This is a genomic window from Streptomyces sp. NPDC014870, from assembly GCF_043081505.1.
In the GTDB taxonomy this organism is placed as follows: Bacteria; Actinomycetota; Actinomycetes; order Streptomycetales; family Streptomycetaceae; genus Streptomyces.
The window spans coordinates 106,984-127,941 of record NZ_JBIBWQ010000014.1 but is presented as its reverse complement, the minus strand read 5'-3'; the positions used below and the strand labels follow the sequence as shown (position 1 = coordinate 127,941).

Sequence of the window (20,958 nt, the reverse complement as noted above, 5' to 3'; positions counted from 1 at the left end):
CCGACATAAACGACCCGCTCAACCTGCTCGCCGTCGACTCCGCCACCAACCGGCGCAAGTCCGACGGCGACGCGGCGACCTGGCTGCCGCCGAACAAGGAGTACCGCTGCGCGTACGTGGCGGCGCAGGTCGCGGTGAAGAAGAAGTACGGGGTCTGGGTCACCCGGGGCGAGCAGGAGGCGATGAAGAAGGTGCTCGGCCGCTGCCCGGACCAGAAGCTGCCGTAAATCGTTTCCTCACCTGCGCGAACGGTCGTTAGCCTCCGCCCCATGGAACTGACGATCACGACCCTCGCCGAGCGCCCCGAACTCCAGGGCGCGCTGTGGGCGATGAAGGACCTCTGGCCGGAGTTCACGGTCAACGATCCGGTGGGCTGGTCCCACTACGGCCGGATCGTCGCCGAACTGCCGGAGTACGTCCTCGTCGCCACCGACGCCGAGGGCAAGGTCGTCGCCCGCGCGCTGAGCGTCCCCTTCCAGCTCCGGGCCGAGGGGCGCGGCGAGCTGCCGGCCACGGGCTGGGACCAGGTCCTGATGTGGGCGTTCTCCGACCGGCGGCACGGCCGCGCCCCCGACACGGTGAGCGCGATCGAGGTCACGGTCGACACGAGCGCGCTCGGGCAGGGGCTCTCGGGGCGGATGCTGGGCGCGATGCGGGACAACGCCCGGCGCCTGGGCTTCGCCGAGGTCGTCGCCCCGGTCCGGCCGAACGGCAAGCACCTGGAGGCCACGTCCTCCATCCACGAGTACGCCTTCCGTACGCGGGAGTCGGACGGGCTGCCCCATGACCCGTGGCTGCGGGTCCATGTCCGGGCGGGCGGCACGGTGGAGGCGGTCTGCCCGGCCTCGATGACCGTCGCGGCCTCCGTGGAGCAGTGGCGCGCCTGGACCGGGCTGCCCTTCGACACGGACGGGCCGGTCGAGGTGACCGGCGCGCTGGTGCCGGTGCACTGCGAGGCCTCGCGCGGCTACGCGGTCTACGTCGAGCCGAACATATGGGTCCGGCACAGCCTGTGAACGCGACCGCCCGCGTGTGAACAGGGCTCTCGTGCGAGAAGGGTGTGAGGGCCACTCCCCAGCGGCGGCCCTCACACCCTTCTCGCACGTTCCGCGCTCGCCCGGTCCCGCGCCCGGTCCCTCGCGCGTCAGCCGAGCTTCTTCTCGTCGATGACGTCCTTGGCCGCAGGCACCTTCGCCTGGACCGGCTTGCCGTAGTCCGTGAACGTCATCGTCCCCGGCTCCTCGCCGCCCGCCGCGACGACCTTCAGGATGACCGGCTCGCCCTCCGTCGCCACGTAGACCGTCGTCGTCTCGCCGCCGGACTTCTCGGTGAGCGTCAGCGCCTTCTTGCCGCCGACGGTGGTCTCCTTGCCCTTGACCGCGAAGTTGATCCCCTCCTCGAAGTCGCCGAGGAGCGCCTTCAGATCGCACAGTTCGAGGTTGTCCTTGGCGTCCGGGTCGGTCACCGGGGTCTTCACCCAGCGGCCCTTGAGCTCCTTGAGGATCGCCTCCTGGACCTCGGCCGGCTCGCCCTTCGCCTGCGCCTTCAGGAACGCCTCGTCGAAGCGGAGGTAGACGTCCTTGTCGTCGGCCTTGATCAGCTCGGCCGTGCCCGTCGTGTCCACGGACAGGGTGCCGGCGCACTTTCCGGTGGTGTCCATCGCCAGGTAGGCCTTCATCGGCCCGTCCGTGGTCTTGGCGGCGAGGTCGAGGGTCAGCGAGTCGGCCTTCTTGGTCGCGGCGATCGCCTTGTTGGCGATCTGCGGTCCGGTGAGGTCCCCGAACGGCCCGGCGGGCGCCTTCGCCTCGCCGGAGGTGGGCCCGCAGGCGGTGGCGCCGAGCGCGACGGCTGCGCAGAGCGCGGAGACGAGGGCCGCGCGGCGGGCGCGTCGGGTGCGGGGGTGGCGGGCGGCAGACATGGTGGGTTCTCCGGGGGTGGGAGCGGCGGTTACGGGCTTACGGGGTGGTGGGGGAGGGGCCGGGGGAGGCCAGGGGATCAGCCGATCTTCAGCTCCCACTGGGAGGCCTCGTGGTCCAGGCCGGGGCTGACCTCGACGGAGAGGGTCTTCGCGTCCTTCGGGGCTTCGAAGGCGTAGACGACCGTGGACTTCTTGCCGGGCAGGACGGTGCCGCTGAAGCCGGTGCCGACCTTGTCGTCGAAGACCTGCTCGGCGGTCACGCCGTCCTTGCCGGCGCGGGCGGACAGCGTCGCGAGCGTGGCGTCGAACTTGCCCTTGCCGCTGTTCTCGATGACGACGGTCACCTGATACGCCTTGTTGCCCTCGGCGAGCTGGTCGGTCTTGTACGGCTTCGCCTCGGACACCGAGACCTTCAGGTCCTCGTACTCCGCCGTGTCGCCGGCCGCGAGGCCCTTGGCGATGTTCTTGCCGGCGTCGCCCTTGCCCGCGTCGCCCTTGCCGGTACCGCTCGACGGGTCCTTCGGGGCGGCGGCGTCGACCTCCTTCTTGATCTCGTCGACGGCGTCGCTGACGGCCGTGAACGTGATCACCGCGCCGACCACCGAGAGGATCAGGGCCGCGAGGCCGAGGACCGCGCCGGTCGTCGTCACGCCCTTGTTGTTCGCCAGGCCGCGCTTGACGCGGCCTCTGCCCACCAGGCCCAGGATCAGCGCGATGAGGCCGAGGATGCCGGCCAGCCAGAAGAGGAGTGGGATGAGGCCCGAGACCGTACCGATGATGCCGAGGGTCAGAGCCGCGGTGCCGAGCCCGTTGCGCATTGCGACGTGGGGCGCCTGCGGGATCTGGGTGTCGTACGACATGGGTGTCCTCCAGGACATGACGTGACGTGACATGACGAGTCGGTGGTGAGCGAGGCCCCACCGGATTCCCGTGGAGCGATGACCCAATAAGACCAGAGCCTGTGAACCGAGTCAACACGGTTCACAGGATTCATGTCGACTCACACTGTGAAGCGGTGGGTCTTGCGCCCATCGGTAAGATCGGGGCTCACAACAGGGGTCCGCGGGGTACGCAGGGACAACGCGCGGAAACGCACAGGAGGCGCCAGGTGCCGGAGCACGCAGCAGAGGTGACCGCCGCCGGGATCGCCCGGCTCGCCGGGGTCGGCCGGGCCGCCGTGAGCAACTGGCGGCGCCGCCACGCCGACTTCCCCCGCCCCGTGGGCGGCACGGAGACCAGCCCCTCCTTCGCGCTCGCCGACGTCGAACGGTGGCTGCGCGCCCAGGGCAAGCTCGCCGAGGTGCCGCTCCGCGAGCGCGTCTGGCAGCAGGTGGCCGGCCACCCGGCGGGCGCCGTCACCGCGCTCGCCCACGCGGGCTGCGTCCTGCTGCTCGTACGGGACCGCTCCAGCGCCTGGCCGAAGCTCGCCGCCGTCTCCGACGAACGGCTCGCGGAGACCCTGCCGGTCGCCCTGGAGGAGGTACTCACCGAACGCCTCGGCCTGGAGAGGCCCGTGCTCGCCCCGAGCCCGGCCGAACTGGGGCCTTCTGTCCCCCTGTTGCGCGGGGCCGCCGAACTCGCCGCCGAGACGGGCGCCCGGCAGGCCTTCGAGTTCCTGCTCGGACGGCACCTCGACGCCAACCCGCGCCAGTACACGCTCACCCCGGCAGGGCCCGCCGCCCTGATGGCCGCCCTCGCCGCCCCGGCCGCGGGCCCCCGCCCCACCGTCCTCGACCCGGCCTCCGGCACCGGCACGCTGCTCCGCGCCGTGGAGCAGCCGGGCGCCCTGCACGGCCAGGACGCCGATCCGGAGCTGGCCGCGCTGACCGCCCTGCGGCTCGCCCTCGCCTGCGACGCCGACATCCGCGTACGGACCGGCGACAGCCTGCGCGCCGACGCCTTCGCGCAGCTGGCTGCGGACACCGTGCTCTGCCACCCGCCGTTCAACGAGCGCAACTGGGGCCACGACGAACTGGCCTACGACCCGCGCTGGGAGTACGGCTTCCCGGCCCGTACGGAGTCCGAGCTGGCCTGGGTCCAGCACGCCCTGGCCCGGCTCCGCCCCGGCGGCACCGCCGTCCTCCTCATGCCGCCCGCCGCCGCCTCCCGCCGCTCCGGACGCCGCATCCGCGCCGACCTCCTGCGCAGGGGCGCCCTGCGGGCCGTCGTCGCCCTGCCCGCAGGGGCCGCCCCGCCGTACGGCATCCCGCTCCACCTCTGGGTGCTCCGCAAGCCGGCCGTCGGCGTCACCCCCTCACCGGAGCTGCTGCTCGTCGACACCACCGCCGACCACCTGGCAGGCGCCGGCCGCGACAAGCTCGACTGGCAGGCCGTCCACACCGCCGTCCTCGACGCCTGGCTGCCCTTCGACAAGCACGGCACGGTCACCGAGACCCCGGGCGCGAGCCGCTCCGTGCCCGTCATCGAACTCCTCGACGACGACGTCGACCTGGCGCCCGCCCGCCATCTGCCGCCGCCCGCGGCGGGCGGCGGCGCCGCCGAACTCCTCGCGGTGCGGGACCGGCTGGCCGAGACCCTCGGCCGTACGGTCGCGCTCACCCCGCCGCCCGCGCTGCCCGCCGACGCCGCGACGCGCGCGGGCGACCCGGCGGCCGCCGCCGCCCGGCCCACCGGTGTCACCGTCGGCGAACTGGCCCGCACGGGCGCGCTCGAACTGCGCGCGGGCGGCACGGGCACGAGCGCGTTCGCCGGTGGCACCGGCGCCCCGCCCCGGGTCCTCACCGAGAACGACGTCTTCGCCGCCCAGCCGCCCTCCGGCACCCTGCCCGACGGCGCCCCCGAGGAGCCCGTCCTGCTCGCCCCCGGCGACGTGGTCGTCCCCGTCCTCGGCGGCGGCTCGCTCGCCCGGGTCGTCGACTCCGCGACCGCGGGCGCCGCGCTCGGCCGCAACCTCCAGCTCCTGCGCCCCGACCCGGCCGCCCTCGACCCCTGGTTCCTGGCCGGCTTCCTGCGCGGCACCACCAACACCCGCCAGGCCAGCAGCTACGCCTCCACCGCCACCCGCCTCGACGTCCGCCGCCTCCAGCTCCCGCGGCTCCCGCTCGCCGAACAGCGGCGGTACGGCGAGCGCTTCCGCGCCCTCGCCGAGTTCGAGGACGCCCTGCGCCTCGCGGGCAGGCTCGGCGAGCAGCTGGTCCAGGGGCTCTACGACGGCCTCGCGGACGGCACGGTGGCGCCCTGAACGGATCGGTCCGGCAACGGTTCGGCCCAACCCCGGAGACGTTGTCGTCGTCGGTGTATACGCTCGTCCCTGCAACCGAACCGAATGCCCAGGAGCAGGAATGTACGGCCACGGCTATGCGCCACCGCCTCCGTCACCGCAGCGTGCCATTCCGGCGTCGGTGATCGTGCTCCGCGTGCTGTTCGCGCTGCTGCCGCTGTTCAGCATCGGGTTCCTGACCTGGGCGACGATGATCCGGCTCGCCGTGGTCACCAGGCGCGCGTACGACTGGGTGCTCTGCGGGGTCTCCGCGGCCGTGATGATCACCGGCCTCGTCCTCCTGCCGGACGACGTGGAGACCACGCAGGCGGACGTCGCGATGAGCATCGTCCTCCTCAACGCGCTGGGCTTCGCCGTCTACTTCCTGGTCGCCGACATCAAGCACGACAAGGTCCGCCTCGGTCTCGTGGCGCCCGCGCGGCCCGCCGCCGCCCCGTTCAACCCGTACGCGTCGACGGTCCCGCGCCACCAGGCCGGTTACGTCCCCCCGGCCCAGCAGCAGCCGCAGCCCCAGATCCAGCCGCAGCAGCAGCCGCAGATCCAGCCCCAGCCCCAGGCCCAGCCGGTGGTTCCGCCGCAGCCGGCCGCGCCGCCCTCCAACCCCCGCATCGACCAGGTGCGGGCCGAGCTGGACGAGCTGAGCAACCTCCTCCGCAAGGACGAGGGCGATAAGTGAACGGACGCGTCATCGGCGGCCGGTACGAACTCTCCACCGTCATCGGCCAGGGCGGCATGGGCCAGGTCTGGACGGCGTACGACGGGCGGCTCGACCGCCGGGTCGCCGTCAAGCTGCTCCGCCCGGCCACCATGACAGGACCCGCGACCGCCGCCGAGGAGCTGCGGCGCCGCTTCGTGCGCGAGTGCCGGGTGACGGCGCAGGTCGACCACCCCGGCCTGGTCACCGTGCACGACGCGGGCAGTGACGGTGACGACCTGTACCTGGTCATGCAGTACGTCGACGGCTCCGACCTCGCCGACCATCTCGCCGAGCACGACCCGTACCCCTGGGAGTGGGCGGTCTCCGTCGCCGCGCAGCTGTGCGCGGTGCTCGCCGCCGTGCACGCGGTGCCGATCGTCCACCGCGACCTGAAGCCGCGGAACGTGATGATCCGATCCGACGGCACCCTCACCGTGCTCGACCTCGGTGTCGCCTCCGTCCTGGACACCGACACCACCCGCCTCACGCACACCGGTTCGCCGATCGGCAGCCCCGCGTACATGGCGCCCGAGCAGGCCATGGGCGGCGCGGTCGGCCCGTTCACCGACCTGTACGCGCTCGGGGTCCTGCTCCACGAACTCCTCAGCGGGAACGTCCCGTTCGCCGGCTCCACCGCGCTCGGCGTCCTGCACCGGCACCTGTACGAGCCGCCGCTGCCGGTCCGCCAGCTGCGCCCCGAGGTACCGGAGGCGCTGGAGGCGCTCGTGCTGCGGCTGCTCTCCAAGGACCCGCAGCACCGCCCCTCCGGGGCGCACGAGGTCTACGAGGCGCTGCTGCCGATGCTCCCCGCGCGCGGGGCCCCGGCAGGACCGCTCGACCCGACCCGCCCCTTCCTGCGCCCGCACGCGCCCTGGCCGGACCGCCCCTCGGCCCCGCCCCCGCCGGTGACCCCGCCGGTCCCGCCGCAGCCCGTCTCCCGCCCGGACGTGGCCGCCACCGTGGACGAGGTCAAGCGGCTCCTCGGCGAGGGCTCGCTGACCCGGGCCGTGGACCTGCTCGGCTCGATCCTGCCCGCGGCCGCCGCCGAGCACGGCGAGCACTCGCCGGTCGTCCGCATCCTGCGCAAGCAGTACGCGACGACCCTGATGGACGACGGCCAGTACCGCCGCGCCCTGCCGGAGTTGCGCCGCCTCGCCGAGGACCGAGCCAACGAGGCGGGCCCGGCAGACCCGCAGACCCTGCAGTTCCGCTACGAGGCCGCGCAGTGTCTGGAGCAGCTCGGCGAGACCGCCGCCGCGCTGACGGAGTACCGGGCACTGCTCCCGTTCCTGGAGCACGGCGCGGACCAGGCGCGGTACTTCGACATCCGCCGCCGGATCGGCAACCTGCTCCTGTCGATGGGCGACCACACGGCGGCCCACCAGCAGCTCCAGGCGCTGCTGTACGACACGGAGCGGGCGTACGGCCCGTACCACGCGCTGCCGACGGACCTGCGGCGCGCGCTGGCCCGGCAGCAGCAGATGGGCCGCTTCGCCTGAGGGACGGACGAGCCTGACGGGGCGCCAGAATCACGGATCCACAACTGATGGGGAAGTGGATCTTTCGGGTCCGTTTTGCCCGTTCGGGGCGATGTAGCGTTCGCGTCTGATCATGCTCACGTCCCCAAGGAATCTCTCATGACGACGCCTCCCGCCTCCCCCGAGCAGCAGCCTGTCGCGCCCGAGTCCGCGCCCGTTCCCACCGAGCCGGCGAAGAAGAAGCGCAGCATAGGCAAGACCATCCTCAGCATCGTCGTGGCCATCGCCGCGATCCTGTTCTGGAAGCTCGGCCTTCCCTACCTCACGGGCGACGCGCCCGTGGCCGCCAAGGTCGGCGAGTGCGTGCAGGTGACCGGCGAGGAGAACGACCCCCAGGTCGAGAACAAGCCGTGCGGTGAGAAGGGCCCCGACCTGTACAAGGTCGTGAAGGTCATCGACGACACCTTCGACGTCAACAAGTGCGGCGACGTGAGCGAGGTCGCGCTGGCGCAGCAGCTGGAGTCGTACAAGTTCGTGCTCTGCCTGAACCCCGTCAAGTAACGGCAGCGTCTTCAGGCACAGGTGAGGGCCGGACCCGGCGGGGTCCGGCCCTCACTCCTTTCCGAGGACCTCCGTCAGCGCGGTGATGCTGTGCTCGCCGTGGCCGGCCGCCTCCGCGCGCCTGAGCAGCTCCTGGAACGGCTCGTGCCATCCCGTGTCGAGCCCGGCCTCCCGGGCGAACTCCTCGTCACCGGCGGCCCCCGCGAGGAACAGGTTCACGGAGGAGCCGGGCGCGCTGTAGTCGCGCCGGTCGATCTCCTCGGCGAAGACGGGCAGTACGGAATTGATCATCTCGAACCACTTGACGCTGAACCGCACCATGGACGAGGCGTCCAGCCCCCGCGCCCGGAGCGCCGCCGCGCCCTGGAAGAACCCGACGAGCGCGGGCAGCAGGGTGCCGCCGACGGCCATCTCGTAGAGAGCGGCGAGGTCGGGGTCCTCCCCGAGGAAGACGGTGTCCCCGCCGAGGACCCGGAGGGTCGCCTCGAACTCGTCGAAGACGCCCGGGTCCCCGCCGTAGTACAGGAGCGTGGACTCGCCCCCGACGGCGGACGGCACGTCCTTCACAGCCCCGTCGAGGTGCCGCGCGCCGTGCTCCACGGCCCAGGCGTTCATCCGCCGGGCCCCGGCGGGCGACCCGCTGTTGAGCGTCACGAGCGCCCGCCCGTCGAGCGCCGCGGCCGCAGGCTCCAGGGCCGCCAGGGTGTCCTCGTACGTCGTCAGACAGACGACGACCAGCGGACTCGCGGCGACGGCGTCCGCGATCCCGTTCGCGTGCACGGCCCCCTTGGCGACAAGAGGCGCCGCCTTGGCGGGCGTCCGGTTCCAGACGGTCGTCGGGTGCCCGGCGTCGAGGAACGCCTCGGCGAGAGCCCGCCCCATCGATCCGAGTCCGACGACGGTCACGGGCGGGTGAGGGTGCGTGGGCATGGGGGAGCTCCTGTCTGTGAGGGGAGGGGTGGCTGTGTCCCCCATGCTGGGCGGCCACCCCGCCGCGGACAAGAACTGACTTTTTTGTCAGTGCCCCAGCGTGGGGTGGTCCACCTGCGGCACCAGCCGCACCTCGGTCACCTTCAGGCCGTCCGGAACGCCGAAGGCCTCGACCATCACACCGTTGCCGAGGTCGGTCACCTCCAGAGCCAGCCGCTCGGCTCCGACACGCAGATCGAGCCTGACCCGGGGCTCACCCGAGAAGTCCGGCATGCGGTACATGCGCGCCGGCGGGTACTTCAGCTGCATCAGCCTGTTCCGCAGATCCGTGTACGAGGCCGCGCCCGTCCCCGAGAACGCTCTACTGATGCGCGCCTGGTGTGTCTGGGCGGCGCAGCTCTCTTCCTCGGACAGCGGCACGGGGTCGACGAGGACGGGCAGGGTGGTGTCCGGGGACGGCTCGGCCGCGGCAGCGCTACCGAGCGGTGCGGCCGGGGCGCAGCTCTGTGCGATGAGGTCCGCCATTTCGAGGAACCGCGACTCGAAGGGGTTGGTCACCGTCGCGGCGGTGGCCTGCTGCGTGCTGACGCCGGTGAAGAGGACGACGCCACCGAGCGCGGCGGCCAGCAGGGACTTCGAAAGGTGAATTGATCGCATGCCCGTACTCTGCTGGCTGCGGGCCAACGCCCGCTTGAGTACCCGTACTCAACCACCAACGGGGAATCAGCTCACTGGCTGAGCCCGCCGCCCTTGACGCCGTCGACGAAGGCCCCCCACGCGGGCGCGGCGATGAGAAGAGCGGGGCCGGTGGGGTTCTTGCTGTCGCGGACGGGGACGAGGTGGGGGAGGGCGTCGGCGACTTCGAGGCACTGGCCGCCGTCGTCGTTGCTGTAGGAGCTCTTGCGCCATGTAACGGTGCTCAGATCGATGGCTCGCACGATGCTTCCTCCAACGTCCGCAGAATCAACTTCCTTGAGTCGGCCGGGGAAAGGGCCAGATCACGGACGACATCGTATCGGTGCTGGAGTTGGTCGACGGCGGCTGTGCTCTCGACGACTTCGCCGGAGTATGCAGTCTCCACCCATGCCACCGTTCGGCCGTCCGTCGGCTTCAGGAACATCACGTCTGTGTTCGCGAGGGCGTACAGGCCCGCGGCGTGCGGTACCACCTGAATGGTGATGTTCCGACGGTCGCCTGCGGTGAGGAGATGCTCCAGCTGCTCCTGCCACTGGGCCCGGACCGGTAGCGGTGTGCGTAGCACCGTCTCCGAGAGGATCGTGCGGAATGTGGGTGCACTGTCCCCTTCCAGCAACAGTCGCCGCCCCATGCGCGCCGCGACCTGCCGGGTCAGCTCGTCGCCCTCGAAGGCGCCCCCCGACTCCATCAGAGTGCGTGCGTAGGCTTCCGTCTGGAGAAGTCCCGGCAGCACGTAGGCCGCGTAGTGCCACAGGCTGATCGCTTCCGCCTCCAGCGCCGTGTACCTCCGGTACCGCTCCTTGAACTGCGTCGGGTCCCCCAACGCCAGCTCCCACAGCACCAGCAGCATCCCCGACGTCCCGTAGTACGTGTCCAGCGCCTGGACCACCTCCGGGCCGCCGAGTGTCTCGCCCTTCTCCATCTTGGAGAAGAGGGACCAGTCCCAGCCGACCACCTCGCCGAGGCGCCGCAGGCTGTCGCCTCGCTCGGCCCTCAGCTTGCGCAGCTCCTCCGCGAACCGCTTGCGCGGTTCCTGGCTGCGGCCCGTCACCACCCGTCTCGCCGGCATCACGCGTTCCCTTGTGGAAGATGTGGAACTACCCGCGCGACGTGGGGAAGTACGGCCCTGCAGCGCTCATCGTTCCTCGGTCCGGGGTCCATTCTCGTAGTGCCCGGATCACAGAGGGTAATTCACGAGGAGGGCGGGAATCCATGGAGTGCGGCGCTTTCATGTACGACAAAGTGGCTTGTGTGGTAGGGGAGTTCCGCGGCAGCGTCGGGCCGTACGCCATGCTCAGGCCCGTCGGTGGTGGCCGTGAGTGGCAGGCCGATCCGGCGACCCTCCGGCCGGCGACCCCGGAGGAGCGGCTGAGCGCAGGGGTCAGGGCCGCCAACACGCGGACATACACCCGCACCCGTACCGTCGACCCGGACCGCCCACCCACCCCGGTGCCCGACTGCGAGGTCTGTGCCGACCTCGCCGTGCGGCGGCGGCAGGCCCGCGCGTGCTTCGACGGCAGCGCCGAGACGGACGCGAACGTCCTCCTCCGCAGTCACCTGCGGCAGGACCACGCGGAGGGGGAGGAGGGGCCGGTCACTGCCTGAAGGAGGAGAAGGCCGGCTCGCGGACCTGAGGCTCGCGCGGGGGCTCGTAGGCGTCCGGGACGGAGAGGGAGCCGGAACCGGTCTCGGGGGCCTGGGCGGGCTCCGGAGCGGGCGTGTTCAGGCGGATCTCCTGGATGCCGCGCCGCATCCCCGTCCGCAGGCGCTTGGACAGCGGGCGTTCCACGCAGACGTGGATCAGCCAGGCCAGGGCCAGCATCGCGGCCGTCACGGCCACGACCAGCGGGACCGGTGCGACGTCGTCGCGGAAGTGGTGGATCAGCGTGATGCCGATGGCCATGTGGATGATGTAGAGGGGGTACGTGATCGCCCCGGCGGTCTTCAGCCAGCGCCACTGGATCCGGTTCAGCCAGCCGAGCGCGACGGCGGCGATCAGGAGGAAGCCGACCGCGATGACCAGGCGCGCGGGCCAGGTGGGCAGCTGCTCGGAGAGGTGCCGGCCGAGGTTCACGTTCATGCGGCCGCGGACGTAGTGCTGGGCGAGCAGGAACTGGACGGCGACGATCGCCCACAGCAGCAGGGTGGGGCGGTAGCGGCTCATCAGGTAGAAGGCGATGCCGGCGATGAAGTACGGCGCGTACTGCGGCATCGCGAAGAAGTGCAGGAGCCGGAAGCCGGTGGTCGGCGCGGCGATGGCGGCCAGGGTCCAGACACCGCAGAAGAGGATGCAGTTGCGGTAGGTGACACCGCGGAGGACGACGAGCGCGAAGAGGGCGTAGAACTTCAGCTCCACGAACAGGGTCCAGTAGGAGTGGTCCACGTTCCCGACGCCGAGGCCGCCCTGCATCATGGTCAGGTTGATGAGGACGTCGCTCCACTGCTTCATGTGGCGCAGCTCGTGCACCTCCGGTACGAACCAGAGGACCAGCGCGGTCAGCGCGATGCCCGCCCAGTAGGCGGGGAAGAGCCGGGACACCCGGGAGACGGCGAAGTCGCCGACCGTGCGTCCCCACACGCTCATGCAGATGACGAAGCCGCTGACGATGAAGAAGATCTCGACGCCGAGCCAGCCGTACAGGGCGAAGGGCCGCAGCGCGGGGAACAGCTCCGCGGTGTTCCTGTCCCACGCGGAGTTGAGCCCTATGTAGTGGTAGAGGACCACGACGAGTGCCGCCGTGATCCGTATGCCGTCCAGCGCGAAGAGGCGAGTGCCCGGCTCTTTCTTGCTGGCTCGCCTGATGCCGGGCATGGCGGGAGCCTCCCCTTGAACGAACATTGCACAGGGACCGTACAGTCGGCGCACAGGTTGATCGCAACCGGCGAGTAGGTGGCCTTCGTCACCTTGCGGCATCTGCGGTCCAGCCTGCTTGACTGCGGCGAATCCGGGGTACGCGCGGCCCCTGGCCTGTGTCCCGCCCGCCCCTCGTCCGCCGCACCGGTAGGCGTCATCCTTGGCCCGTGAACACGATTCAGGCCGACATCATCACGACGCCCCGCCTCACCCTCCAGCCCCTGGCGGTCGAGCACGCCGAGGAGATGGCCGGGGTGCTCGGCGATCCCGCGCTGTACTCCTTCATCGGGGGCGAGCCGCCCACCGTCTCGGCGCTCCGGGCGCGGTACGAGCGGCAGACCGCCGGGTCGCCGGAGCCGGGGGTCTCCTGGTGCAACTGGGTCGTCAGGGAGCCGGAGGGCGGGCGGTTCGTCGGGACCGTGCAGGCCACCGTCCAGCAGGGCGAGGCCGAGGTCGCCTGGGTCGTCGGGGTGCCGTGGCAGGGGCGGGGGATCGCGCGCGAGGCCGTGGCGGGTCTCGTCGAGTGGCTGACGGCCCACGCGCGCGTGGGGGCGGTCCTCGCGCACATCCACCCGGACCACGCCGCCTCCGCCGCCGTGGCGTCCTCCGTCGGGCTCGCGCCCACGGACGTGTGGCTCGATGGCGAGGTCCGCTGGCGGCTGGATGTCCGATTCGGCACGACCGGTGGCGTAACCGCCCCGTAATCCAAACGGTGGGTGGGGTGTGATCGCAGTCACACCCCATGGGGTGGGTTATGGCCAGGCTGGCCTGTTCCATTGCGCCGACACCGGAGGAAAGTCGAACAAAGCGGGCCGCGTTGTTCGGCGCTCAATCATTGCGTTGTGTACCACCACAAGTGGAAGATTGACGTTCCTTTCCGGGCTCCATCAAAATCTCGGTCGGCAAGATCTGTCCGAAAGCATGGAGCTCGGGGGAGCCCCTACATGGCGATTCACTCCATCCCGGTCATCAGTTACGAGGAAATACTTTCCGGGGACGTGACACCCGCACACGTCCTGGAAACCCTCGCCGACACCGGGTACTTCTATCTCTCCGACCTTGACCAGGTCATTTCTCCGCTGCTCTTCAAGTCCTTGCAGGACGTCTCGAAGAGCTTCTTCGACTCCCCGGTGGAGTCGAAGATGGAGTTCTACATCGGAGATTCCGATCACCACCGCGGCTACGTCCCGGTCACCGAACAGGGCGCGTACGGCGACGAGTCCATCCGGACCTACGAGGCCTTCGACATCGGCTACCAGGCAGAGCCCCTGCCGGTGGAGCGCAGTCTCGGCTTCGAACTCGTCGGCCCCAACAGCTACCCCTCCCGCGTCGAGGGGATGGCCGCGACCGCCGAGGCGTACTACGCCGCCAACTTCGCCATCTCCCGCCACATCCTGCGCCTCATCGCCCAGGGCGTCGGCGAGGGCGAGGCGTACTTCGACCCCTGGATCACCCGCCCCGCCTCGCAGCTGCGGCTGATCCACTACGTCCCCAACGACGTGCTCGTGAACAGCGGCGACACGTCCATGGGCGCGCACACCGACTACGAGCTGTTCACGCTCATCCACCAGACCTCGCCCGGCCTGCTGGCGTACGACCGCGCCTCGCAGTCCTGGCGCGGCCTGCCCGTCTTCAAGAACACCCTGCTCGTCATGGGCGGCGACATGCTCCAGTTCATCACCGGCGGGAAGGTGAAGTCGCTCCTGCACCGGGTCGTCACGACCGGCGAGGAGCGCTACAGCTTCCCCTTCTTCATGAACCTGGACTTCGAGACCGAACTGAGCGTGCTGCCGCAATTCGGCACGAGCGACGAGAGGATCGTCGTCGGACACCACCTCCTCGGGCAGCTCTACCGCGACTTCCCGTACATCAAGGAGCGCGTCGACTCCGGAAAGTGGCCGGTGGATTTCGAGATCCCGGACCGGAACGTATTCGAGCAGCTGTGATCCGTTCCGAAGCCACATCCGACACCCAGGGGAGTTTCTTGATGCAGGGCATCAGAGGGAAAAGAGTGCTGGTCACCGGCGGCGCCAGCGGAATCGGTCAGGCGACCGTCCGCCGGTTCGTCGAAGAAGGCGCGCTCGTCGCGCTCTTCGACCGCGACAAGGGCGCCATCGAGGAAACGGTGGCGGCCATTCCGGAGATCGCCGCGGCGATCACCGTGGACGTGTCCGACGACGTCGCCGTGGCGGCGGCCTTCCAGGAACTGGACCGGACCTTCCCGCGCCTCGACGTGGTGATCAACAACGCCGGGGTCAGCGTCCGGCACGAGAGCTTCCGCTCCATCACCCCCGCGCAGTGGCGGGCCGTGATCGACACCAACCTCCACGGCGTCTTCTACGTCGCGAGCGAGGCCGTCCGGCGCATGGACGCGGGCGTGATCGTCAACATGTCCTCGATCAACGGCCTCGCCGCGTTCCCGCACTACGCGGACTACAACGCCTCCAAGGCCGGCATCCTGGCGCTCTCGCGCACGATGGCCGTCGAGCTCGCCCCCGAGATCCGGGTGCTCGCGCTCGCGCCGGGCGCCGTGCTCACGCCCATGCAGCGGGCCGAGTACACCGACGAGATGCTCGACGAGGTCAACGCCAACATCCCGCTGGGCCGGCACGCCGACCCGTCCGAGATCGCCGGCTTCCTCGTCTACCTGGCCTCCGACGACGCGCGTTTCATGACCGGTCAGCACTACATCGTCGACGGCGGCGAGACTGCGAGGGCAGCCCTGTGACCCGTACCACCACCCAGATCCCCATGCCGACCGTCGACATCTCCTCCTGGTCGGAGGCGATCCGTCGGCACGCCGTCCGCGCCAACCCGTACCGGGAGTTCGAGCGCACCGCCGCGCACGCCGAGGAGGCGCTCGCCACCCTCGACCACGACGACGTCCGCGCGCTGCTCGACTTCAAGCGCAAGGGCGGACCCGGCGGACGCCTGCTCATCCGCAACGGCGCGATCGACCCCGACCTGATGCCCACCACGGAGTCCACCGAGGACATCGAGAACGGGAAGGGCACCTACTACAGCGAGTTCACGCTGATCATGCTCGGCAAGCTGCTCGGCGAGCCCTTCAGCTACAGCCAGGAGCGCAACGGCGCGATCATCCACAACGTGCGGCCGGCCAAGCACAACGAGACCAACATCTCCTCGGACAGCTCGGCCGTCATCCTCGACCTGCACAACGAGAACATCTACCACCCGGTCCAGCCCGACTACCTGATGCTGAGCGGGCTGCGCCGCGACCCGGCCGGGGTCGCCAAGACGCTGGTGATCGGCGCGGACGAGATCCTGCCGCTGCTCAGCGCCGAGGACATCGAGACGCTCTCCGCGTTCCAGTTCCGCACGAGCGTCGACTACAACTTCGGCAACAGCGACGCCGCGCGCGGCAACGGCCCCGCGATCCGCGTCCTGTTCGGCGACCCGGCCTCGCCGATGATCGCGTACGACGACGAGTACATCGCCGGTACGAACCCCCGCGCCCAGGCCGCCCTCGACCGGCTGCGGGTGGTCCTGCACGAGAACATGTACGCGGTCGACCTCGGTCCCGGCGAGACCCTGCTGCTCGACAATCTCAAAACCGTGCACGGCAGAACCGCGTTCACGGCACGCTACGACGGGACCGACCGCTGGCTGCAGCGGCTGCTGGTCTCGCGTGACCTGCGCCGCGCCGAGATGCTGCTCGGCGACGCGCAGCGGACCGTGACGTGGAACTACGAGCCGGGGAAGTTCTATGGGTACGTCGACTACCGATGACCGTGCCGTGCCGCCGGCCGACCTCAAGGCCGAGCGGACGCGTGACCGGGTCGCCCTGGCGGCGATCTTCGCGATCCCGCTGATCTGGGGCATCGGCTTTCCGCTCACGCACAACGCGGTGGAGGTGGTCGACCCCGGTCTGTACGCGTTCGCCCGCTCGCTGGTCGCGACGGTGGCGCTGCTGCCGTTCGCCCTGCCGGTCGCGCTGCGCGCCAGCCGCAAGGCCGTCCTCGGCGGGCTCGTGCTCGGCCTGTTCAGCGCGCTCAACATCGTCAGCCAGAGCTACGCGCTGCACTACCTCTCCTCGGCGAGCACGGCGTTCTGCGTGACGATGTGCATCGTCTTCATCCCCTTCGTCTCGGCCGCGCTCGGCCAGGGGTGGCCGTCGAAGGTGGACCTCGCCTCGGTGGTCGTCGGTGTCATCGGCGCGTTCATCGTGCTCGGGCCCGACCTCGACGACATCTCCGTCGGCTATCTGTGGGGCGGGCTCGCGGCCTTCGCCATCGCGATGACCATCTCGATCATCGGGAAGCTGACCTCGGAGCCCGAGTCCGGGCAGGTCGACCGGCTGGCCCTGGGCTTCTTCCAGGTCCTGTTCGGCACCCTGGCGCTGCTGTACTTCCCGTTCAAGCGGGACCTCGCGCCGCTGACCGAGACCAGGGTGTGGATCGCGGTCGTCTTCATGGGCGTCCTGTCGACCGCCCTGGCGATCTACCTCCAGACCCGCTACCAGCGGCGCGTCGGCAGCGCCCGCACCTCGGTGATCTTCAACCTGGACCTCGTGTTCGCCAGCCTCTTCGGGCTCGTCAACCGCGAGTCGCTGAGCCTGTCGCAGATCTTCGGCGGCGCGGTCATCTTCCTCGCGTCGATGCTGGAGAGCCTGCGGGACATGTGGATCAAGGCGAAGGAGAAGGGGCGGACGAAGGAGAAGGAGCAGGCGACGGCGGACGGGCGGATCCCCGCCCAGTCCGCGTCGGACCAGGCCCCTTAGGGCCTGTCCGGCGGATCATGACCGGGGCCGCGGCGTCTGGCACGGCGCCTCGCCGCGTTGCCGAAACGCCCCGATAGCTCCCGCTATCGAGACGCTCCGGCGCCTTGCGATGCACCGCACCAGACGCCGCGTCCTATCCGGCCCTGATCCGCCGGACAGGCCCTAGGCGGCGGTTCGCCACGGGCTCCGCGAGAGCGGCCCCGTGGCGAACCCGCTCCTGTGTCACGGCGTCCGTACGAGCGCGTCCTGACGGATGCCGGTCTCCGCGAGCGGCTCCGGGGACGCGCCGTCGCGCCGTCCGCGCCGGCCCAGCCACAGCAGCCACCCCCACAGCAGCACGAACGCGACCGCGCCCACGGCGAGCCCGGCGCGCAGCCCGGGCGTGCGGAAGTCGCAGCCCACCGAGGTGCGCGCGCCGTCCACCCGTACCGCCACCAGGCCGCCGTACGCCTCCGCCGGGCGGCCCTCGCAGCTCCAGCCGGCGATCCTCGGGGCGGCGATCACGACCGTGCCCCGCGTGCCCGGCAGCAGCCGCGCGCGGATGCCGCTGTCGGTGACCTCGACCGCGACCGGGGCCGAGGCCTTCAGGTCGGTGACGGCCGCCGTCAGACGGGACCGGTCCAGGCAGCCGATCTCGTGCTTCTTGCCGCGCTGGCCCTTCAGGGAGACGAGCGCGCCCGCCGCCTTCTGCTCACCGAGGGAGGTCAGCGCGGCCCGCCGCTTCGGCAGCTCGCCGGTCATCTTCACGACCTTGCCGTCCTCGCCGAGCCGGGCCTTCCCCCGGAAGTCCGGCGCCCACAGGAAGACCTCGGTGCCGACCGGGCAGGCCGCCCCCTTCGCCGGGAGCGTGTACACCGACGCGCCGAGCAGCAGTTCCTGGTTGCGGAACGGCGAGGCCCCGTACCGGGGCGCCGGCGCGCCCTCCGGGCGGACCGTCACCAACGGCAGCAGCGCGTCCGCCTCCGTCCGCACCACCCGGTCGCCGCGCCAGCGCGCGCCGACGCCGAACAGCGCGTCCGTCACCGGGTTGTCCAGACTCTGCAGGTTGCGTCCGCGCGAGGTCCAGCCGCCGCCGAGCGAGGCGAGCGTGGTCGTGAGCACCGACGGCGTGTGGCTGCTGTAGTACGCGGCGCCCTGGCCACCGAAGAGCATCGGCTCGTTGCCGGTGATCTGCTCGCGGCCCGAGTCGGTGCGGTACGCGGGCCAGCCGTCGGCCTTGTCGAGCGCCGCCGTCCGCCGGTCCTGCTCCGCGCCCCACGCCGGGTAGTCGTCGAGCCTGCCGAGCCGCTCCCGGTCCGCGTACGCCGTCGTCGCCGCCGCCTGCGCGACGAGCACGCCCGCGAGCAGCGCGGCCGCAACCACCGGCAGCTTCCCGCGCCGGGCCAGCCACAGCCCGCCGCAGGCGCCCGCGACACCGAGCGCGAACAGCGGGTACGACCAGCCGGTGACCAGGTCGCTGGTGATCGCGCCCAGGCCGGCCACCGCGACCACGCCGACACCGCCGAGCAGCGCGCGCCGCCCGGGCCAGCCGTGGGAGAGGACGGTCCACGCGGCGATGACAAGCACTCCGGAGAGGACGAAGGTCTGCCGGTACGGGCTGCCGTTGGGCGTGGCGAAGACGTGCCACACCAGGTGCGTGGGTCCCCACTGCATCGACACGGCGACCGCGACCGTGAAACCGGCCCACAGCAGCCGCTCCCGCCGGGGCACCTTCCGGTGGAAGAGGAGGGCGCCGGCGAGCAGCAGGGTTCCGGTGCCGACGAACGCGGCGGGGGTGGTGAAGCTGTACGTGGCGGGGAGCAGCCGGGCGAAGAAGTCCGTCCAGGCGGCGGGCTGGAACTGGTTGGTCCAGCCCGGGTACGCGCGCGTGGAGCCGAGGAACACCGGGACGAGGACCGGCGCGGCGAGCCCGATGCCGAGCAGCACGGTCGCGACCGCCCGCACGACCACCCGGACCCGCAGCTCGTGGACGACCGCGAGCCGGACCAGGAGGACGAGCGCGGCGCCGATCGTCGCCATGTAGGCGGTGTAGAAGTTGCCGACCCAGCACAGCGCGACGACCAGTGGCCCGAGCAGCGGCCTGCGGCCCTGCCGTACCCACTCGCCGACCAGGCACAGCAGCGGGAAGGCGATCAGTCCGTCGAGCCACATCGGGTTGTAGGTGGCCTCGATGACCGACCAGCCGCACAGCGCGTACGAGGCGCCGAGCACCGCCGCCGCCCACCACGCGCCGGGCCGCGTCCGCAGCAGCGCCAGGGTCATGGCGGCCCCGGCCGCGGCCATCTTCAGGAGCGTGACGGCGTAGACCGCGTACTCGATGTCGTCGCGCGGGAAGAGGGCGACGAGCAGCGCGAACGGGCTGCCCAGGTAGGTCCCGAGGTCGGGCAGGAAGCTCGAGCCCCAGCCGGACTGCCAGTTGAGCAGCAGCCCGCCGTCCGCCCGTCCGTGCAGCAGGTCCCAGAGATGGGCGTGGTACGGGACGAACTGGTTGGCCAGGTCGTTGACGCCCCGGCGCTCGGGACCGAAGGGGAAGGTGCGGGCGACCGCGTCCCCGACGCAGACCGCGAGCGCGGTGAGGAGGGCGGCGAGCGAGGCGGCGGGTCCCGTGCCGCGACTTTTGACAGCCGATGTCGTCTGAGCAGGCATGATGGTGCGAATATGCCAGTACGGAAGGCGAAAAAGTGATCTAGCGGGCCTCGTTCACGCAATGGTCGACTCCTCGTCATGTTTCGAATCGGCAAGGGTCATCCACGTCGGTTGTCGTGTCCTTCGTGCTGCTCTCGATCGTGGTCCCGTGTTTCAACGAAGAGGAGATCATCGGTCGCTTCCACGACCATGTGACCTCGGAACTCTCCCGCTTCGACGGGGAATTCGAGCTGGTCTACGTCGACGACGGAAGTCGCGACCGGACCCTCCCCCTGCTGGAGGAGATCGCCGAATCCGACCCGCGCGCCCGCTATGTCTCCTTCAGTCGCAACTTCGGCAAGGAGGCCGCCATGCTGGCCGGCCTCCAGCACGCCGAGGGCGACGCCGTCGTCATCATGGACGCCGACCTCCAGCACCCGCCGGAGCTCGTGCACCGCATGCTGGCGCTGCACTCCGAGGGGTACGACCAGGTCATCGCCAAGCGCACCCGCAAGGGCGACCGGGTGACCCGTACGCTGACCGCCCGCGCCTACTACTGGGCGATCAACCGGCTGGTCGACGTGGAGCTGGTGGACGGCGTCGGCGATTTCCGGCTGCTCTCCCGCCGTACCGTCGACGCGATCCTCGAACTCACCGAGTACAACCGCTTCTCCAAGGGCCTTTTCGCCTGGGTCGGATTCCGCACCACCACATTCGAGTACGAGAATGCGGTGCGTGAGGAGGGCCGCTCGAAATGGACCTTCGGAAAGCTGCTCAACTACGGGCTCGACGGTCTCCTCTCCTTCAACAACAAGCCGCTGCGGGCCGCCGTCTACCTGGGCATGGTCCTGGTCTCCGTGGCGCTCGCGTACGCGGCCTGGATCGTCGGTGACGCGTTGGTCAACGGCGTCGACACGCCCGGCTACGTCACCCTCCTCGTGATCGTCACCGCGCTCGCCGGCGTCCAGATGGTGATGCTGGGGCTCGTGGGCGAGTACGTCGGACGTATCTACTACGAGGTGAAACGGCGGCCCCACTTCCTGGTGAAGGCGACGAACGCGGACGTTCCACGCCCGAGGTCCGCGAGCACCGCCACCACCCGAACGCGTGAGTCGTTGATCGAGACAGTCACGTCGAAGTAGTGGCCCCGGCCACGGCGACTGCCTACCATCGATCACCGCAAGGTCGTTCTACTGACGCACGACCCACGCCGGGAG

The 20,958-nt window shown here is 70.8% G+C and carries 20 protein-coding genes and 1 pseudogene; 13 read left to right on the top strand and 8 right to left on the bottom strand.

Annotated features, from left to right (window positions below):
• Window positions 1-8: 8 nt before the first annotated feature.
• Window positions 9-227: pseudogene (locus ACF09C_RS34170) on the top strand (HNH endonuclease family protein); the annotation flags it as partial.
• 42 nt (window positions 228-269) lie between these two features.
• The gene (locus ACF09C_RS34165; protein WP_392097156.1) at window positions 270-1,016 is read left to right on the top strand and encodes an N-acetyltransferase; all 747 of its coding nucleotides are present in this window, start codon (window positions 270-272) and stop codon (window positions 1,014-1,016) included.
• Window positions 1,017-1,144: 128 nt separating this feature from the next.
• Here the strand turns inward: ACF09C_RS34165 and ACF09C_RS34160 are convergent, their stop codons facing one another.
• Together ACF09C_RS34160 and ACF09C_RS34155 are read right to left on the bottom strand one after the other, a co-directional pair.
• Window positions 1,145-1,918, bottom strand: coding sequence for a hypothetical protein (locus ACF09C_RS34160; protein ID WP_392097154.1), 774 nt, complete (start codon window positions 1,916-1,918; stop codon window positions 1,145-1,147).
• Between the two features lie 77 nt (window positions 1,919-1,995).
• Window positions 1,996-2,778 (bottom strand): DUF4352 domain-containing protein, encoded by a 783-nt coding sequence (locus ACF09C_RS34155; protein ID WP_392097152.1) that lies wholly within the window; start codon window positions 2,776-2,778, stop codon window positions 1,996-1,998.
• A 248-nt stretch (window positions 2,779-3,026) separates the two neighbouring features.
• On the opposite strand from ACF09C_RS34155, the gene ACF09C_RS34150 reads away from it, so the two are divergent.
• From ACF09C_RS34150 to ACF09C_RS34135, 4 genes are all read left to right on the top strand, one after another.
• A complete protein-coding gene (locus ACF09C_RS34150; RefSeq protein ID WP_392097150.1) occupies window positions 3,027-5,120 on the top strand; it encodes an N-6 DNA methylase in 2,094 nt (697 codons plus the stop codon).
• A 160-nt stretch (window positions 5,121-5,280) separates the two neighbouring features.
• On the top strand, window positions 5,281-5,835 hold the full coding sequence (locus ACF09C_RS34145; RefSeq protein WP_392097148.1) for a hypothetical protein: 555 nt from the start codon (window positions 5,281-5,283) through the stop codon (window positions 5,833-5,835).
• Complete coding sequence (locus ACF09C_RS34140; RefSeq protein ID WP_392097146.1) at window positions 5,832-7,355, top strand: protein kinase; 1,524 nt, start codon at window positions 5,832-5,834, stop codon at window positions 7,353-7,355. Before ACF09C_RS34145 ends, ACF09C_RS34140 begins: the two co-directional genes overlap by 4 nt.
• Before the next feature lie 138 nt (window positions 7,356-7,493).
• On the top strand, window positions 7,494-7,895 hold the full coding sequence (locus ACF09C_RS34135) for a hypothetical protein (RefSeq protein WP_392097144.1): 402 nt from the start codon (window positions 7,494-7,496) through the stop codon (window positions 7,893-7,895).
• 51 nt (window positions 7,896-7,946) lie between these two features.
• On the opposite strand, the gene ACF09C_RS34130 is transcribed toward ACF09C_RS34135, so the two are convergent.
• From ACF09C_RS34130 to ACF09C_RS34115, 4 genes are all read right to left on the bottom strand, one after another.
• A complete protein-coding gene (locus ACF09C_RS34130; protein ID WP_392097143.1) occupies window positions 7,947-8,825 on the bottom strand; it encodes an NAD(P)-dependent oxidoreductase in 879 nt (292 codons plus the stop codon).
• Between the two features lie 87 nt (window positions 8,826-8,912).
• Window positions 8,913-9,482, bottom strand: a complete 570-nt coding sequence (locus tag ACF09C_RS34125) for a hypothetical protein (RefSeq protein WP_392097142.1) — start codon at window positions 9,480-9,482, stop codon at window positions 8,913-8,915.
• 71 nt (window positions 9,483-9,553) lie between these two features.
• On the bottom strand, window positions 9,554-9,763 hold the full coding sequence (locus tag ACF09C_RS34120; RefSeq protein ID WP_392097140.1) for a DUF397 domain-containing protein: 210 nt from the start codon (window positions 9,761-9,763) through the stop codon (window positions 9,554-9,556).
• Window positions 9,745-10,590: a helix-turn-helix domain-containing protein gene (locus ACF09C_RS34115; protein WP_392097138.1), complete on the bottom strand. Its 846-nt coding sequence runs from the start codon at window positions 10,588-10,590 to the stop codon at window positions 9,745-9,747. The genes ACF09C_RS34120 and ACF09C_RS34115 overlap by 19 nt, the downstream gene beginning before the upstream one ends.
• 161 nt (window positions 10,591-10,751) lie before the next feature.
• Between ACF09C_RS34115 and ACF09C_RS34110 the strand changes: the two genes are divergently transcribed.
• A complete protein-coding gene (locus ACF09C_RS34110; protein ID WP_392097136.1) occupies window positions 10,752-11,126 on the top strand; it encodes a hypothetical protein in 375 nt (124 codons plus the stop codon).
• On the opposite strand, the gene ACF09C_RS34105 is transcribed toward ACF09C_RS34110, so the two are convergent.
• Entirely contained in the window at window positions 11,116-12,333 is a 1,218-nt protein-coding gene (locus tag ACF09C_RS34105; RefSeq protein WP_392097135.1) for an acyltransferase family protein, read from the bottom strand. The genes ACF09C_RS34110 and ACF09C_RS34105 overlap by 11 nt on opposite strands.
• A 209-nt stretch (window positions 12,334-12,542) precedes the next feature.
• Here ACF09C_RS34105 and ACF09C_RS34100 point away from each other — a divergent pair, with 209 nt between their 5' ends.
• The 5 genes from ACF09C_RS34100 (at window position 12,543) to ACF09C_RS34080 (ending at window position 17,116) form a co-directional block, all read left to right on the top strand.
• Window positions 12,543-13,079, top strand: coding sequence for a GNAT family N-acetyltransferase (locus ACF09C_RS34100; RefSeq protein ID WP_392097133.1), 537 nt, complete (start codon window positions 12,543-12,545; stop codon window positions 13,077-13,079).
• A gap of 240 nt (window positions 13,080-13,319) precedes the next feature.
• Complete coding sequence (locus ACF09C_RS34095; RefSeq protein WP_392097132.1) at window positions 13,320-14,321, top strand: 2OG-Fe(II) oxygenase family protein; 1,002 nt, start codon at window positions 13,320-13,322, stop codon at window positions 14,319-14,321.
• 41 nt (window positions 14,322-14,362) lie between these two features.
• Window positions 14,363-15,103: an SDR family NAD(P)-dependent oxidoreductase gene (locus ACF09C_RS34090; RefSeq protein ID WP_392097130.1), complete on the top strand. Its 741-nt coding sequence runs from the start codon at window positions 14,363-14,365 to the stop codon at window positions 15,101-15,103.
• Window positions 15,100-16,125, top strand: a complete 1,026-nt coding sequence (locus ACF09C_RS34085) for a TauD/TfdA family dioxygenase (RefSeq protein WP_392097128.1) — start codon at window positions 15,100-15,102, stop codon at window positions 16,123-16,125. Before ACF09C_RS34090 ends, ACF09C_RS34085 begins: the two co-directional genes overlap by 4 nt.
• Complete coding sequence (locus ACF09C_RS34080; protein ID WP_392097127.1) at window positions 16,103-17,116, top strand: DMT family transporter; 1,014 nt, start codon at window positions 16,103-16,105, stop codon at window positions 17,114-17,116. Before ACF09C_RS34085 ends, ACF09C_RS34080 begins: the two co-directional genes overlap by 23 nt.
• A gap of 222 nt (window positions 17,117-17,338) precedes the next feature.
• On the opposite strand, the gene ACF09C_RS34075 is transcribed toward ACF09C_RS34080, so the two are convergent.
• Window positions 17,339-19,762, bottom strand: a complete 2,424-nt coding sequence (locus ACF09C_RS34075) for a YfhO family protein (protein WP_392097125.1) — start codon at window positions 19,760-19,762, stop codon at window positions 17,339-17,341.
• A gap of 125 nt (window positions 19,763-19,887) precedes the next feature.
• On the opposite strand from ACF09C_RS34075, the gene ACF09C_RS34070 reads away from it, so the two are divergent.
• Window positions 19,888-20,883 (top strand): glycosyltransferase family 2 protein, encoded by a 996-nt coding sequence (locus tag ACF09C_RS34070; RefSeq protein WP_392097347.1) that lies wholly within the window; start codon window positions 19,888-19,890, stop codon window positions 20,881-20,883.
• Window positions 20,884-20,958 lie beyond the last annotated feature (75 nt).